The 13024-nt window shown below is 70.2% G+C and carries 15 protein-coding genes and 1 pseudogene; 5 read left to right on the top strand and 11 right to left on the bottom strand.

Translation table 11 applies throughout. The features are described from left to right. Positions 1-46 precede the first annotated feature (46 nt). A complete protein-coding gene (locus ABXJ52_RS26685; RefSeq protein WP_367045191.1) occupies positions 47-988 on the top strand; it encodes a CAP domain-containing protein in 942 nt (313 codons plus the stop codon). Between the two features lie 77 nt (positions 989-1065). Next, positions 1066-1455: a helix-turn-helix domain-containing protein gene (locus tag ABXJ52_RS26680; RefSeq protein ID WP_367045190.1), complete on the top strand. Its 390-nt coding sequence runs from the start codon at positions 1066-1068 to the stop codon at positions 1453-1455. On the opposite strand, the gene mutM is transcribed toward ABXJ52_RS26680, so the two are convergent. The 9 genes from mutM to ABXJ52_RS26635 form a co-directional block, all read right to left on the bottom strand. Further along, positions 1425-2288 (bottom strand): bifunctional DNA-formamidopyrimidine glycosylase/DNA-(apurinic or apyrimidinic site) lyase, encoded by an 864-nt coding sequence (gene mutM / locus ABXJ52_RS26675; protein WP_367045189.1) that lies wholly within the window; start codon positions 2286-2288, stop codon positions 1425-1427. The genes ABXJ52_RS26680 and mutM overlap by 31 nt on opposite strands. Positions 2289-2397: 109 nt before the next feature. Next, positions 2398-3222 carry a ribonuclease III gene (gene rnc, locus ABXJ52_RS26670; protein WP_367045188.1) on the bottom strand — a complete coding sequence of 275 codons (825 nt, stop codon included), beginning with the start codon at positions 3220-3222 and terminating at the stop codon, positions 2398-2400. 7 nt (positions 3223-3229) lie between these two features. Continuing rightward, complete coding sequence (gene rpmF / locus ABXJ52_RS26665; protein WP_003965982.1) at positions 3230-3403, bottom strand: 50S ribosomal protein L32; 174 nt, start codon at positions 3401-3403, stop codon at positions 3230-3232. Positions 3404-3405: 2 nt separating this feature from the next. Continuing rightward, positions 3406-4047, bottom strand: coding sequence for a DUF177 domain-containing protein (locus ABXJ52_RS26660; RefSeq protein WP_367049298.1), 642 nt, complete (start codon positions 4045-4047; stop codon positions 3406-3408). Between the two features lie 165 nt (positions 4048-4212). Next, positions 4213-5280, bottom strand: a complete 1068-nt coding sequence (locus ABXJ52_RS26655; protein ID WP_367045187.1) for a cell division initiation protein — start codon at positions 5278-5280, stop codon at positions 4213-4215. Positions 5281-5390: 110 nt separating this feature from the next. Continuing rightward, the gene (coaD, locus tag ABXJ52_RS26650) at positions 5391-5870 is read right to left on the bottom strand and encodes a pantetheine-phosphate adenylyltransferase (RefSeq protein ID WP_365824281.1); all 480 of its coding nucleotides are present in this window, start codon (positions 5868-5870) and stop codon (positions 5391-5393) included. 26 nt (positions 5871-5896) lie between these two features. Further along, entirely contained in the window at positions 5897-6490 is a 594-nt protein-coding gene (gene rsmD / locus ABXJ52_RS26645) for a 16S rRNA (guanine(966)-N(2))-methyltransferase RsmD (protein ID WP_367045186.1), read from the bottom strand. A 70-nt stretch (positions 6491-6560) separates the two neighbouring features. Further along, positions 6561-8753, bottom strand: a complete 2193-nt coding sequence (gene recG, locus ABXJ52_RS26640) for an ATP-dependent DNA helicase RecG (RefSeq protein ID WP_367045185.1) — start codon at positions 8751-8753, stop codon at positions 6561-6563. Positions 8754-8823: 70 nt separating this feature from the next. Continuing rightward, positions 8824-10518, bottom strand: a complete 1695-nt coding sequence (locus ABXJ52_RS26635) for a DAK2 domain-containing protein (protein ID WP_367045184.1) — start codon at positions 10516-10518, stop codon at positions 8824-8826. 218 nt (positions 10519-10736) lie between these two features. Here ABXJ52_RS26635 and rpmB point away from each other — a divergent pair, with 218 nt between their 5' ends. Continuing rightward, the gene (gene rpmB, locus ABXJ52_RS26630; RefSeq protein WP_160507429.1) at positions 10737-10922 is read left to right on the top strand and encodes a 50S ribosomal protein L28; all 186 of its coding nucleotides are present in this window, start codon (positions 10737-10739) and stop codon (positions 10920-10922) included. A 59-nt stretch (positions 10923-10981) separates the two neighbouring features. Here the strand turns inward: rpmB and ABXJ52_RS26625 are convergent. Together ABXJ52_RS26625 and ABXJ52_RS26620 are read right to left on the bottom strand one after the other, a co-directional pair. Continuing rightward, positions 10982-11059: pseudogene (locus tag ABXJ52_RS26625) on the bottom strand (bifunctional hydroxymethylpyrimidine kinase/phosphomethylpyrimidine kinase); the annotation flags it as partial. A gap of 38 nt (positions 11060-11097) precedes the next feature. Beyond that, entirely contained in the window at positions 11098-12063 is a 966-nt protein-coding gene (locus ABXJ52_RS26620) for a thiamine-phosphate kinase (protein WP_367045183.1), read from the bottom strand. A gap of 209 nt (positions 12064-12272) precedes the next feature. Here ABXJ52_RS26620 and ABXJ52_RS26615 point away from each other — a divergent pair, with 209 nt between their 5' ends. Continuing rightward, positions 12273-12506: an Lrp/AsnC ligand binding domain-containing protein gene (locus tag ABXJ52_RS26615; protein ID WP_361720591.1), complete on the top strand. Its 234-nt coding sequence runs from the start codon at positions 12273-12275 to the stop codon at positions 12504-12506. Between the two features lie 26 nt (positions 12507-12532). Continuing rightward, on the top strand, positions 12533-13015 hold the full coding sequence (locus ABXJ52_RS26610) for a DUF3515 domain-containing protein (protein WP_367049295.1): 483 nt from the start codon (positions 12533-12535) through the stop codon (positions 13013-13015). The last annotated feature ends 9 nt before the right edge of the window (positions 13016-13024 follow it).

The raw sequence follows: 13024 nt of genomic DNA, 5'->3' as shown, positions 1-13024 counted from the left end.
GTATGGGTGAGCCACGTTGACCACTGAGGACGAGGAAGGCCAGGAGATGGGACGCCACCGACGCTCCGGCGCAGGGGCAGCCGCCACCGGCCGCGCCACTGGGGCCCCCGACACATACGCGGGCGAGTACGCCGGCGTCCCGGAGCCCCGCCCCGCCACCGTGTCCCACCGCCACCGGGGCCGCCGCGCCACCCCGGTGCGCACCGGCCTGCTCGGTGTCTCCGCGGCCGTGGCCATGGGTGCCGTGGCCGTCGCGTCCGGCCTGGTCCCGGGGGCCGACAACTACTCCCTCGGCGGAGGCGGCGACTCGAACAAGGTCCGCGCCGCCACCACCCCGAGCGAGGTCGCACCTCAGGGCGGCGACACCGGCACCGCCGAGCGCGAGTCGACCCCGCCGAGCCGCGGCTCCGAACGCCCGGACGCCCCGACGCCTTCCCCCTCGCAGTCCACCGAGAAGCCCTCGGCCGAGCCGTCGAAGAAGCCGTCGTCCAAGGCTCCCGCTCCGTCCAGGACCGAGGAGAAGAAGAAGACGACGCCCCCGAGCCCCTCGCGCACCCCCTCCGAGAAGCCGAAGGCCCCGCCGGCCACCGGAGCGAAGTCGCCGTCCGCCGAGAGCGCGGCCGAGGCGGACGTGCTCACCCTGGTCAACCAGGAGCGGGCCAAGGTGGGCTGCTCCCCCGTGAGCGGCGACGCCGCACTGGCCTCGCTCGCTGGGAACTTCAGCGCGGACATGGCCGAGCGCGACTTCTTCGACCACACCGACCCGGATGGCGCGACCCCGTGGGACCGTGCCGACAAGGCCGGGATATCGGATTTGGGCGGCGAGAACATCGCCCGGGGCCAGGCCAACGCCCAGTCCGTGATGGACGCCTGGATGAACAGCGCCGGCCATCGGGCCAACATCCTCAACTGCGACTACAAGACGCTGGGCGTCGGCGCGCACTTCGCGCCGGGCGGCCCCTGGTGGACGCAGGACTTCGGCTTCTAGGCGGCAGACCAGGGCAAGCACTAACTTCTAGTTAGCGCCACCTGTGGGTCAGCGCTGCGCGCGAGTATGCTGTCCGTATGGACTCGACCGCTCAGGACATGCCATACGACGTGTTCTCTCGGCAGTGCCCCTCGCGCGGCACCCTGGAGCACGTCACCGGACGCTGGGGTGCGCTCACTCTGGGCGCGCTGCACGACGGCACGTTCCGTTTCAACGAGCTGCGCCGCCGGGTCGACGGCGTGAGCGAGAAGATGCTGTCCCAGACGCTGCACGCGCTGGAGCGCGACGGCCTGGTCCAGCGTGACGCACAGCCCACCAACCCTCCGCGCGTGGACTATCAACTCACCCCGCTGGGGCGGGAGATCACCGACCGTCTGATGGGCCTCATCCACTTCGTCGAGGGCAGGATGGACGGCGTCCTCGAAGCCCGCGAGCGCTACGACAGCGGGGCGGCCGGCGGCCGCTGACAGCGCGGGCAGAAGTAGCTGGAGCGGTTCATCCAGGGGCGCCGGCGCATCGGCGTCCCGCAGCGGCGGCAGGGCTCGTCCTCACGTCCGTAGGCGTCGAGCGACCGCTCGAAGTACCCGGATTCGCCGTTCACGTTCACGTACAGGCTGTCGAAACTCGTGCCGCCGACGGCGAGCGCCGCGTTCATCACATCCCGTACGTGGCCCAGGAGTTCGGCCGTACGCGGGCGTGTGAACGTGGCCGTGGGCCGCTCGTAGTGCAGCTTCGAGCGCCAAAGGGCCTCATCCGCATAGATGTTGCCGACACCGCTGATCAACGATTGGTCGAGCAGGGCACGTTTGATCGTCGTACGACGGCGGCGCAGCGCGGTGTGGAAGGCCGCGTCGTCGAAGAGCTCGTCCAGCGGGTCGCGTGCGATGTGCGCGATGACGTCGGGCAGCCCGTCCGGGGTGTTCGCGTGCAGCGACAGACCGCCGAAGGTGCGCTGGTCGACGAAGCGGAGTTCGGTGCCGAGCGCGTCGTCGAACCGCATCCGGATCCTCAAGTGCTTCTCGTCGGGCGCCTCTTGGGGCTGGACGAGCAGCTGCCCGCTCATCCCGAGGTGGGCGAGGATCGAGGTGCCACTGTCCTCAAGGGGCAGCCACAGATACTTCCCCCGCCGCATCGCCGTGCCGACCCGGTGGCCCCTGAGGCGGAGCCCGAAGTCGTCACCGCCCGCGAGATGCCGCCGTACGGAGCGCGGATGCAGCACCTCGACGGCGGCGACGGTCCGATGAGCCACCCAGCGCTCTAGTCCACGCCGGACCACTTCGACCTCAGGCAGCTCAGGCATGGGGGTTACTCCGGGGCAGTCGGGTGGGTGGGGGGAAAATGCCGCGAAGCGGCAAAAAAGCTGGTGCCGGCCACCCGACAGGGCAACCGGCACCAACAGTAAAGCGTCGTCAGGCGGACGGAGCTTCGGAGACTCCCTCAGCCTTCGCGGCAGCGATTCGCTCATCCGCAGCGGAGCGAATCTCGCGCCACGCGGACTCCGCGGCCTGCTGCTCCGCTTCCTTCTTGCTGCGGCCGGTGCCGGTGCCGTACGAGACGCCTCCGACGCGGGCGGCAGCAGTAAAGGTCTTCTCGTGGTCCGGGCCGCTCTCCGTGACGAGATACTCGGGAACGCCGAGGCTCTCGGTGGCGGTGAGCTCCTGGAGGCTGGTTTTCCAGTCCAGGCCCGCTCCCAGGTTCGAGGACTTCTCGATCAGCGGGTCGAAGAGCCGGTGCACCAGCTCGCCCGCCGCGTCCAGACCCTGGTCCAGATAGACCGCGCCGATCACCGCTTCAAGGGTGTCGGCGAGGATGGAAGCCTTGTCCCGGCCACCCGTACCCTCTTCGCCCCGGCCGAGCCGGATGAAGGAGCCGAGTTCTAGGCCACGACTGACCTCCGCCAGCGCACGCGAATTGACCACCGCGGCCCGCAACTTGGCCAGCTGGCCTTCGGGCAGGTCGGGGTGGGTGCGATAGAGCGTGTCCGTGACGACGAGACCGAGCACCGAGTCCCCGAGGAACTCGAGCCGCTCATTCGTCGGCAGGCCGCCGTTCTCGTACGCGTACGAACGGTGGGTCAGTGCACGCACCAGAAGGGCGGACTCGAGTTCGTACCCGAGCCGCCCTTCCAAAAGCGTGTGGGACGAGGCCGTGTTTTCCGCCTGCTTCTTGGCGTTTGCAGCCTTTTCAGCGTGGGCGTCTTCCGCCATCTTGTGGCTAGACACGGTGCCTCTCACCAGCCGCTCAGACCTCGAGGACCTGGCGCTTGTTGTACGTGCCGCAGCTCGGGCACGCGATGTGCTGGAGCTTCGGCTCCTGGCAACGCTCACACGAAACCAGGGTGGGGACCGCAGCCTTCCACTGCGACCGGCGGTGGCGCGTGTTGCTGCGCGACATCTTCCGCTTCGGAACAGCCACGGCTACTTCTCCTGCTTCTCGTCGACGCCGGCTTCGGCGCCGCTCACGTCGTCCTTCTCGCCGTCCTGGATGGTCCCGGCGAGTCCCTGCAATGCCGCCCAACGAATGTCGACGGCGTCATGGTGGTGCTCCGGGTCGTCCGCGAGCCGTGCTCCGCACTGGGAACACAGGCCCGGACAGTCGTCCCGGCACACCGGCTGCATCGGCAGTGCGAGCACTACCGCGTCACGCAGCACGGGCTCGAGGTCGAACAAGCCGTCCTCGAGATAGAGCGTGTCCTCGTCGTCCTCGGCGTCGTCGGCCGGTTCCGCTGCGCGGCCCCGGTCGTCGGCGTCAGGGTACGAGAACATCTCCTGGAATTCCGCTTCCACCTCAAGCTTCAGCGGCTCCAGACACCTTACGCACTCCCCCTCGGCCGACGCACGGGCGGTGCCTGTGACAAGCACCCCTTCCATGACCGACTCAAGACGGATCTCCAGCTCGACCGGAGCGCCTACCGGCACTCCGATGACCCCTTCGATGCCGAGGACCGGCGAACCGGGCGCCTCGACGGAACGAGTCAGCCGCTGCTGCGCACCGGGACGCCGACCCAGCTCGTGTGTGTCGAACACGAGTGGGTTTCGGTGGTCAAGGCGAGCACTCAGGGCGTTTCCTGCTTTCGAATCCTGGAAGTTCAAGGGCCGCCCAAAACGAGCTTCGCTCGTCAGCCGGGCAGCCTGGATCGCGGACGTACGCGCGACCGAAGAACCAGGATACTGGACCTTTCGCTCACGGCCCAATCCGGTCCCGCGAGGACCGCGGACCGGGCGTCAGCGGCCCTGTTCGTACTGGCGCAGCTGCTCCGCCGTGATCATGCCGGTGTCGAAGAGGCTGGTCTCGTCGAGGACGCCGGGGGCCTGGTGATGCTGCTGCTGCGGCTCCGCGTATCCCTGCTGCTGGGTCTGGTCGTACCCCTGCTGCGGGTAGCCGTACGGATCCTGCTGCTGGTAGCCGTACGGGTCCTGCTGGGCGTACTGCTGCTGGTAGGCGTACTGGTCCTGCTGCTGGTACGCGTACGGGTCCGGTTCCTGCTGCGGCGGGGCGTACGGCTGCTGTGCGGGGATCTGCGGGGGCGCCTGGGGAGGCTGCGGGACCGCTGCCGGGGCGGGAGCCGTGGGCGCCGTGGGGTCGGTGAGGCCCGCGAGGTACTCGGCGTCCGTGGTGTGCGCCTGGGATCCGAGGCCCTCGGCGAGGCCCGCGAGGTCGTCGGCGGGCGCACGGCCGTGCAGGGTCTGGCGGCCGCGGCCGACCGCCTCCAGGGTCTTGGCGAGGACGGCTTCGAAGGCGCCGAGCTTGGCGTCGACGTACGCGTCCGCGTCCCGGCGCAGCGTCTCGGGGTCGTGGCTGCGCTGCGGGGCGTCCTCGTCCTCGTAACCCTGCTCGTCGAGGCCGGGGCCCGTGCCGAGGAGCTTCTCGCGGCCTCGGCCGACCGAGCCGAGGGTCTTGGTGAGGACGACCTCGAAGTTGGCCAGCTTGCTGTCCACGTAGTCGTCGGCCTCGACGCGGACCTCGTCGGCGGCCTGCCGGGCCTCGGCGAGGATGCGTTCGGCCTCGCCCTGGGAGCTGCGGGCGACCTCCGTGTCGGAGATCAGCGAGCCGCGCTCGGCGTGCGCCGTCTCGATGATGCGGTCCGCCTCCTGGCGGGCCTGCTCGACCAGCTGCTCGCGGCCGCCGATGAGCTCCTGGGCCTGCGCGAGGGAGCCGGGCAGCGCCTGGCGCACCTCTTCGAGCATCGACAGGAGATCGGCGCGGTTGACCACGCACGAGGCCGACATCGGCATGGACCGGGCACTGCCGACCGCGTCGACGATCTCGTCGATCTTCTTCTGCACGTCCACCGTGTGCTCGCCACTCTCTACAGCTGGTTGAAGACGGACGGCACGACTGTAAGGCCAGTCGGCGGCCGTCGGACACCGGATGACGGGCTGTCAGTTAGTCCGGAGAGCCGTCACTTCTTGCCGATGCGCTCGGTCAGCGCCTCGTGGACCACCGGCGGCAGCAGGTGGGCGACGTCGCCGCCCCAGGCGGCCACTTCCTTGACCAGCGAGGAGGAGAGGAAGCTGTAGGTGGGGTTGGTGGGCACGAAGAGGGTCTCGACGCCCGAGAGGCCGTTGTTCATCTGGGCCATCTGCAGTTCGTAGTCGAAGTCGCTGACCGCCCGCAGGCCCTTGACGATGGCCGGGATGTCGCGCTGCTTGCAGAAGTCGACGAGAAGGCCGTGGAAGGACTCGACCTCGACGTTCCCGAAGTCGGCGGTGACCTCGCGGATCAGCTCGATCCGCTCGTCGACGGTGAACAGGCCCTTCTTCGACTGATTGATCATCACCGCGACGTGCACCACGTCGTAGAGCCTGGAGGCGCGGGCGATGATGTCGAGGTGTCCGTTGGTGATGGGGTCGAACGACCCCGGACAGACGGCGCGGCGCAACGTGAGTCCCTCGCTCTCCGGTCCGGTCATGGCGCGATCACTGAGTCGTCGCACGTAGAGGCGGCGCGACCGTACCAAAACGTGCTTTCGCCGTAGCGACGGGACCTCAGTGCTTCGAAGCCGTCGGGCCAGCCGAATTCTCCGCCTCTGGTACTACGTTCAACGGTGACGAGCGCATCGTCCGTGAGCCAGCCCCCGGCGCGGAGTGTGAGCAGGATCTCGCGAAGATCGTCATCGGTGTCGACGTACGGAGGATCGAGGAAGACCAGGTCGTACGGGGTCGTGGGGGCGCCGCTCTGGATGATCTGGGTCGCTTTGCCCGCCCTGACCTCGGCGCCGGGCAGACCGATCGACTTCACGTTCTCCCGGACGGTGCGCACCGCGCGGGCGTCGGCCTCGACGAGCAGGGCGTGGCCCGCCCCGCGCGAGAGCGCTTCGAGACCGATGGCACCGGATCCGGCGTACAGGTCGAGGACGCGTGCGCCGTCCAGCGTGCCCTGCAGGGCCTGCCAGGTGGAGAACAGGCCCTCGCGTGCGCGGTCGGTCGTGGGCCGTGTGCCGTTCCCTGGCGGGACGGCGAGGCGACGTCCGCCGGCCACACCGGCGATCACGCGGGTCATCTGAGTCCTTGTCGGTGTACGTACGGGTGGTCCGGTCCCAGTCTCTCAGCCCGGGTGCCCGCGCCGCCTGTCAGCCCTTGTCGAGGTACTGCTCGCGCTCGTCGTCCAGGAGGGCGTCCAGGGCGGTGCGCAGCTCCGGCAGGTGCTCCAGTTCCGGGTCGGCGGCGACCACCGCGACGGCCTCCTCGCGGGCCTCGGCGATGATCTCCTCGTCCTCGATGACGGCGAGCATGCGCAGGCTGGAGCGGACACCGGACTGGGCCTGGCCGAGGACGTCGCCCTCGCGGCGCTGCTCCAGGTCGATCCGGGAGAGCTCGAAGCCGTCGAGCGTGGCGGCCACGGCCCCGAGGCGCCCGCGGGCGGGGCTCGCCTCGGGCATCTCGGTGACCAGGAGGCAGAGGCCGGGGGCCGAGCCACGGCCGACGCGGCCGCGCAGCTGGTGCAGTTGCGATACGCCGAAGCGGTCGGCGTCCATGATCACCATCGCGGTGGCGTTCGGGACGTTCACGCCGACCTCGATGACCGTCGTCGCGACCAGGACCTGGGTCTCGCCCGCGGCGAAGCGCCGCATCACCGCGTCCTTGTCGTCCGGCTGCATGCGGCCGTGCAGGACCTCCACCCTGAGGCCGCTCAGCGGTCCGCGGGCGAGCTGCTCGGCGACCTCGATGACGGCGAGCGGGGGCCGCTTCTCGGCGGTGGCCTCCTCCTCGGCCTTCTTCTTGGCCTTCTTCGGGTCGTCGTCCTCATCGCCGATCCGGGGGCAGACCACGTACGCCTGGTGGCCGTTCTCGACCTCCTCGCGCACGCGCTCCCACGCGCGCGCCAGGAAGTGCGGCTTGTCCTCGGCCGGGACGACATGGCTTGCGATGGGCGACCGGCCGGCGGGGAGCTGGTCGAGGACCGAGGTCTCCAGATCACCGAAGACGGTCATCGCCACCGTGCGCGGAATGGGCGTGGCCGTCATGACGAGGAGGTGCGGGGGCTGCTTGCCCTTGCCGCGCAAAGCGTCGCGCTGCTCGACCCCGAAGCGGTGCTGTTCGTCGACGACGACCAGGCCCAGGTCGTGGAACTGGACCTTGTCCTCGATCAGCGCGTGCGTGCCGATGACGATCCCGGCCTCGCCTGTCACCAGGTCGAGCAGGGCCTGACGCCGCCCCGCCACCCCCATGGAGCCGGTGAGCAGTGTGACCTTGGTGCCTTGGTCGGAGCCGCCGAGCATGCCGCCCTCGGCGAGTTCGCCCATCATCTCGGTGATCGAGCGGTGGTGCTGCTGGGCGAGGACTTCGGTGGGCGCGAGCATCGCGGCCTGCCCGCCCGCGTCCACGACGGCGAGCATGGCGCGCAGGGCGACCATCGTCTTCCCGCTGCCCACCTCGCCCTGGAGCAGGCGGTGCATCGGGTGTTCGGTTGCCAGGTCGTCGAAGATCTCCTTGGAGACCTTCTGCTGGCCGTCGGTGAGGGTGAAGGGCAGCTTGGCGTCGAAGGCGTCGAGCAGGCCGCCCTCGCGGGGGCGGCGGGCTGTCGCGGGGAGTTGCGCGTCCGCGTACCTCCGGCGGGCCAGGGCTACCTGGAGGACGAAGGCCTCGTCCCACTTCAGGCGGTCGCGGGCGGATTCGATGTCCGCCTTGGTCTGCGGGCGGTGGATCTTCAGGAGCGCTTCGGGGAGCGGGATCAGGCCCCGGCCGTCGCGCAGGCTCGGCGGCAGCGGGTCGACTGCCTCCTGGGCGCTGGGCAGGACCGCGTCGACGGACTTGGCGATCTTCCAGGACTCCAGCTTGGCCGTGGCCGGATAGATCGGGATGAGTGCGCCTGCCCAGGAGTCGACCGCGTCGTCGGCGTCGCCCTTGAGCAGTTCGTACGCCGGGTGGGCGAGCTGCATCTTGCGGTTGAAGACGGACGCCTTGCCCGCGAACATCGCGCGCGTGCCCGGCAGCAGGTCCTTGTGCGGCTTGTGGATGCCCCGGCCGAAGAAGACCAGCTGGAGCTGGCCGCTGCCGTCGGTGATCGTCACTTCGAGGCGCTGGCCCCTGCCGCCGTTGAACGTGAGGATGCGCGCCGTCGCGACCTGGGCGACCACCGTGACGTGCTCGTCCAACGGCAGGTCGGCGAGGCGGGTGAGCTCGCCCCGCTCCGCGTACCTCCGTGGGTAGTGGTGCAGCAAATCGCCGACCGTGTGCAGGTCCAGGTGCTCGGCCATCACCTTCGCGGTGGCGGGACCGACCACTTTCTTCAGGGGTTCTTCGAGCGCGGGCACGAGATCCATTGCACACCACGCCACTGACAATTCGGCGTACGTCCCCGGAATCCGCTGCCCAGCAACGCCGACGGCAGGATTACTCCACGCCGATCAGGAGCAGCGCCGACTGGCGTCCCCCGCGGTAGACCACCGTGTCGACCGCCAGATGCTGCTCGCGCACATGCTTCTCCAGGTCGTCGCCGAGGCTGTCCGGCACGTCGTCGCCGAGCACCAGCGTGACCATCTCGCCGCCCGCGGCCAGCATCCGGTCGAGGACGGAGCGCGCGGCGCGCGTGGTGTCGTCGCCGATCAACGCGACATCGCCGTCGATCAGGCCGAGGACGTCCCCGGCCTGGCAGATGCCCGCCATCGTCCACGACTGCCGCTCGGCGACGGCCAGTTCGGCGTACCGCGTCGCGCTGGCCGCCGAGGTCATCACGACGACGTCCTCGTCGAAGCGGCGGTCCGGCTCGTGCACGGCCAGCGCCGCGATGCCCTGGACCGCGGACCGGGTCGGGATCAGCGCGACCCGCACCCCTTCGGTACGGGCCTGCTCCGCCGCCGCGGCGGCGGTGTGGCGCAGCTCGGCGTCGTTCGGCAGGAGCACGACCTCGCGCGCGTGGGCCCGCCGGATCGCGTCGACGAGTTCTCCGCTGGCGGGCGGCTCCCCGGGACGCGTGGGCACGGTGGTCGCACCTGCCTCGGCGTAGAGCCCGGCGAGCCCCTCCCCCGGTACGACGGCGACGATTCCGCGCTGCACCCGTTCCCGGGGCGGCGGGGTGACGCCCGCGGTGTGTGCGTCGCCCACTCCGAAGTGGGTGATGCGGATGCGATGGGGCCGCCCGGCCTCCACGCCCGCCTCGACGGCGGCGCCCGCGTCGTCGACGTGCACGTGGACGTTCCACAGCCCGTCACCGCCGACGACGACGAGGGAGTCGCCGAGTCCGTCGAGCCGTGTCCGCAGCCTCGCCACCGCGGAGTCGTCGGCCTCCAGGAGGTAGATCACCTCGAAGGCGGGGGCGGTGGCGTCGGCCGGGATGTCCTGGCACTCGATGGGCTCCACGCGCGCGTGGCCGCCCGATCCGCCCGACCCCGCCCCCGCCTTCAGGTGGAGCACCGTCTCGCCCGACAGCGCCTCCACGAGCGCCCCGAGCACCGCCACGAGCCCGCGCCCCCCGGCATCCACCACTCCCGCACGGCCGAGCACCGCGAGCTGCTCCGGCGTCTCGTCCAGCGCCCGGCACGCACCGTCGTACGCCGCCCGCACCACCGCCCCGCAGTCACCGGCAGCCGCTGAAGCCGCGGAAGCCGCCTCGGCAGCGGCGGCAGCGGCGGCGGCCACCGTCAGGACCGTGCCCTCGACGGGGTGCGCCACCGCCTGGTAGCCCGACTCGGCGGCACGGCGCAGCGCGAGCGCGAGCGCCCCGCTGTCGGCGTGACCAGTGTCACGGTCGGCGCCCAGGACCTGAGCCATCCCCCGCAGCAGCTGGGAGAGGATCGTGCCCGAGTTCCCGCGGGCCCCGATCAGCGCTCCGTGCGCCATCGCCCGCACGGCCTCGGCGAGCGAGGGGCGGGTCGGCTCCAGGCCCGTGAAGACGGCGTCGACCGCCTGGGAGGCCGATTCCACGGTCAGGTAGAGGTTCGTTCCGGTGTCCCCGTCCGCGACCGGATAGACGTTGATCGCGTCGATCTCCTCGCGGGCCCGCCCCAGGGCGTCCAGAGCGAGGCCGCACCAGGCGCGCACCGCGACGGCGTCGAGGTTCTGCGGCACCTGCTCGCCTCCTAAGGGCATCCGGAATGGACGCAGCGTAGACCGGAAAGGGCGAAAGGCCCGGGGCGGGGCCGGGGCGAGACATGGTAGTTTCGTTCTATCGAAGCAGTCGTTGTATGCTGCTCCGGTTGCCCGATACCCATCGGGCCATTCCTCCTGGCAACGCCACCCACGATCATTGCACTGATCCCGGCATGCCGGGATTAACCGTAAGTGCATCTGAAGTCTTGGAGTGACCCGTGGCTGCCAACTGCGACGTCTGCGGCAAGGGGCCGAGCTTCGGCAACAACATCTCGCACTCTCACCGCCGTACGTCCCGTCGCTGGAACCCGAACATCCAGCGCGTTCGTGCCGTGGTCAGCGGGACGCCGAAGCGGCTCAACGCCTGCACCTCGTGCATCAAGGCCGGCAAGGTCTCGCGCTGACGCTAAGCGCGGCCACCTAGCTGGTTGCTGAAAGAGCCGGTCCCCCTCGGGGGGCCGGCTCTTTTCTGTGCGCGCACCGCCTCCACCGGCAGCTCCCAACGGCCATGGACGCCGAGGGAGTTCTGCGCGGTGACGGAGCGTGGTGACGAGGTTGCAGTGACGTGCGCGGTCGCGCTCAGTCCTCGATGTCGTCCCCGAAGTGGTCCCAGCCCTTGCTGGTCCAGGGTGCGCCGTCCACCGTCACCTGCGGAAGCGCCGAGGGGTTGAGGACCTCGCCGATGACCTTCCAGCGGGCGGGCAGCTTCACGTCCGGCGGGAACGTCGCCACGATCGCGTGGTCCTCGCCGCCGTTGAGCACCCACTGCAGCGGGTCGACGCCGACGGCCTGGCCGATGTCGTTCATCTGGGAGGGCACGTCGACGTCCCCGGAGCGGATGTCGATGCGCACCTTGCTCGCATCGGCGATGTGGCCGAGGTCGGCGATGAGGCCGTCGCTCACGTCCGTCATCGAGGTGGCGCCGAGACCGGCGGCCGCGGGGCCCGCGTGGTACGGCGGTTCGGGCCTGCGGTGGGCCTCCACGAAGGCGCGGGGTGAGCGGAAGCCGCGCGAGAGCACCGCGTGCCCGGCGGCGGACCAGCCCAACCAGCCGGTGACGGCGACGACATCGCCGGGCTGTGCCCCGGCACGGGTGACCGGTTCGTGGTTGCGCAGATCTCCGAGCGCGGTGATCGCCACGGTGATCGTGTCACCCCGTACGACATCGCCGCCCACGACGGCAGCCCCTGCGACCTGGCATTCGTCCCGCAGGCCGTCCATGAGCTCCGTGGGCCAGCTCGCGGGGAGTTCGGCGGGGACGACCAGACCCAGGAGGAGCGCGGTCGGTACGGCGCCCATGGCGGCGATGTCCGCGAGGTTCTGGGCGGCGGCCTTGCGGCCCACGTCGTACGCGGTCGACCAGTCGCGGCGGAAGTGCCGCCCCTCCAGGAGGATGTCGGTGCTCGCCACCACCCGCCGGTCGGGAGCCGACACGACGGCGGCGTCATCGCCCGGCCCGAGCCGGACGGCCGGGGTGGAGGTGAGCCGGGAGGTGAGTTCCCTGATGAGCCCGAACTCCCCCAACTCGCCGACGGTTCCCTTCACCGGGACTCACCATGCCCTTTCACGCTGCTCGGCTCGCGGTCGCGAGCCGTCACTGTCATAGGTACGGTCGATATGACCGTCAACTTCTGTTGCCCGTCCACCGCGATGTGCGCGCCACAGGTCCCCCGGGTCTCCCCGCGAGAAGGGGTGACGCGGTACCGTGGCGTCCCTTCTCCCCACATGATCCTCGTGGCCGCCCTGGAGGTTCCGTGGTACAGGCGTACATCCTGATCCAAACAGAGGTCGGCAAGGCGTCGACCGTCGCCGAGCTGATCGGCAAGATCGCGGGAGTGATCCAGGCCGAGGACGTGACCGGTCCCTACGATGTCATCGTGCGCGCCCAGGCGGACACGGTCGACGAACTCGGCCGCATGGTGGTCGCCAAGGTCCAGCAAGTGGACGGCATCACCCGGACCCTGACCTGCCCCGTCGTGCACTTGTAGCCCCCGTCTACCCTTGGCCGGTGAAGATTTCCCGTCGCCGGCGTCGCTGCCTCGTCTCCGCTCCCGCACTCGCACTGCTGATCGCGTCCGCGGGCTGCTCCTCAGCAGACGATGCGGTGAAGGCTGCGGTTCCCACCCCGGACAGCAAGGTCACCGAACTGTGCCGGAACCTGGACAAGCGGCTGCCGGAGAAGGTGGACGGTCTTGGACGCGTTGATCCCGAGCCGAAGTCGGAGCTGACCGCCGGGTGGGGAGACCCGGCGATCATACTGCGCTGCGGTGTCGCGCGACCGCCCCAGATGAACGACCCCGAGGCGGACGGCGTGACGGTCGACGGCGTCAACTGGCTGCTCGACGAGCAGGACGACGGTTCTTTCCGCTTCACCTCCACGCTGCGCAAGGCGTACGTGGAGGTCACGCTGCCCAAGGAGCGCGCGGGGGACGGCGTGAGCCCGCTGACGGACTTCGCCGCCCCCATCAGGAAGACCATCCCCAAGGGGATCGCCTAGCGCCCCTGA

Origin of the sequence: Streptomyces sp. Je 1-332 (assembly GCF_040730185.1) — a bacterium.
Classification (GTDB): domain Bacteria; phylum Actinomycetota; class Actinomycetes; order Streptomycetales; family Streptomycetaceae; genus Streptomyces.
Note: the sequence above shows the minus strand (reverse complement) of the source record. Positions and strands in the feature narration are given on the sequence as shown.

Bases quoted from the DNA above. Each gene is read 5' to 3' on its own strand.
- ABXJ52_RS26685 (WP_367045191.1), top strand. From the start codon at position 47: ATGGGACGCCACCGACGCTCCGGCGCAGGGGCAGCCGCCACCGGCCGC.
- ABXJ52_RS26680 (WP_367045190.1), top strand. From the start codon at position 1,066: ATGGACTCGACCGCTCAGGACATGCCATACGACGTGTTCTCTCGGCAG.
- mutM (WP_367045189.1), bottom strand. From the start codon at position 2,288: ATGCCTGAGCTGCCTGAGGTCGAAGTGGTCCGGCGTGGACTAGAGCGC.
- rsmD (WP_367045186.1), bottom strand. From the start codon at position 6,490: ATGACCCGCGTGATCGCCGGTGTGGCCGGCGGACGTCGCCTCGCCGTC.
- recG (WP_367045185.1), bottom strand. From the start codon at position 8,753: ATGGATCTCGTGCCCGCGCTCGAAGAACCCCTGAAGAAAGTGGTCGGT.
- ABXJ52_RS26635 (WP_367045184.1), bottom strand. From the start codon at position 10,518: ATGCCCTTAGGAGGCGAGCAGGTGCCGCAGAACCTCGACGCCGTCGCG.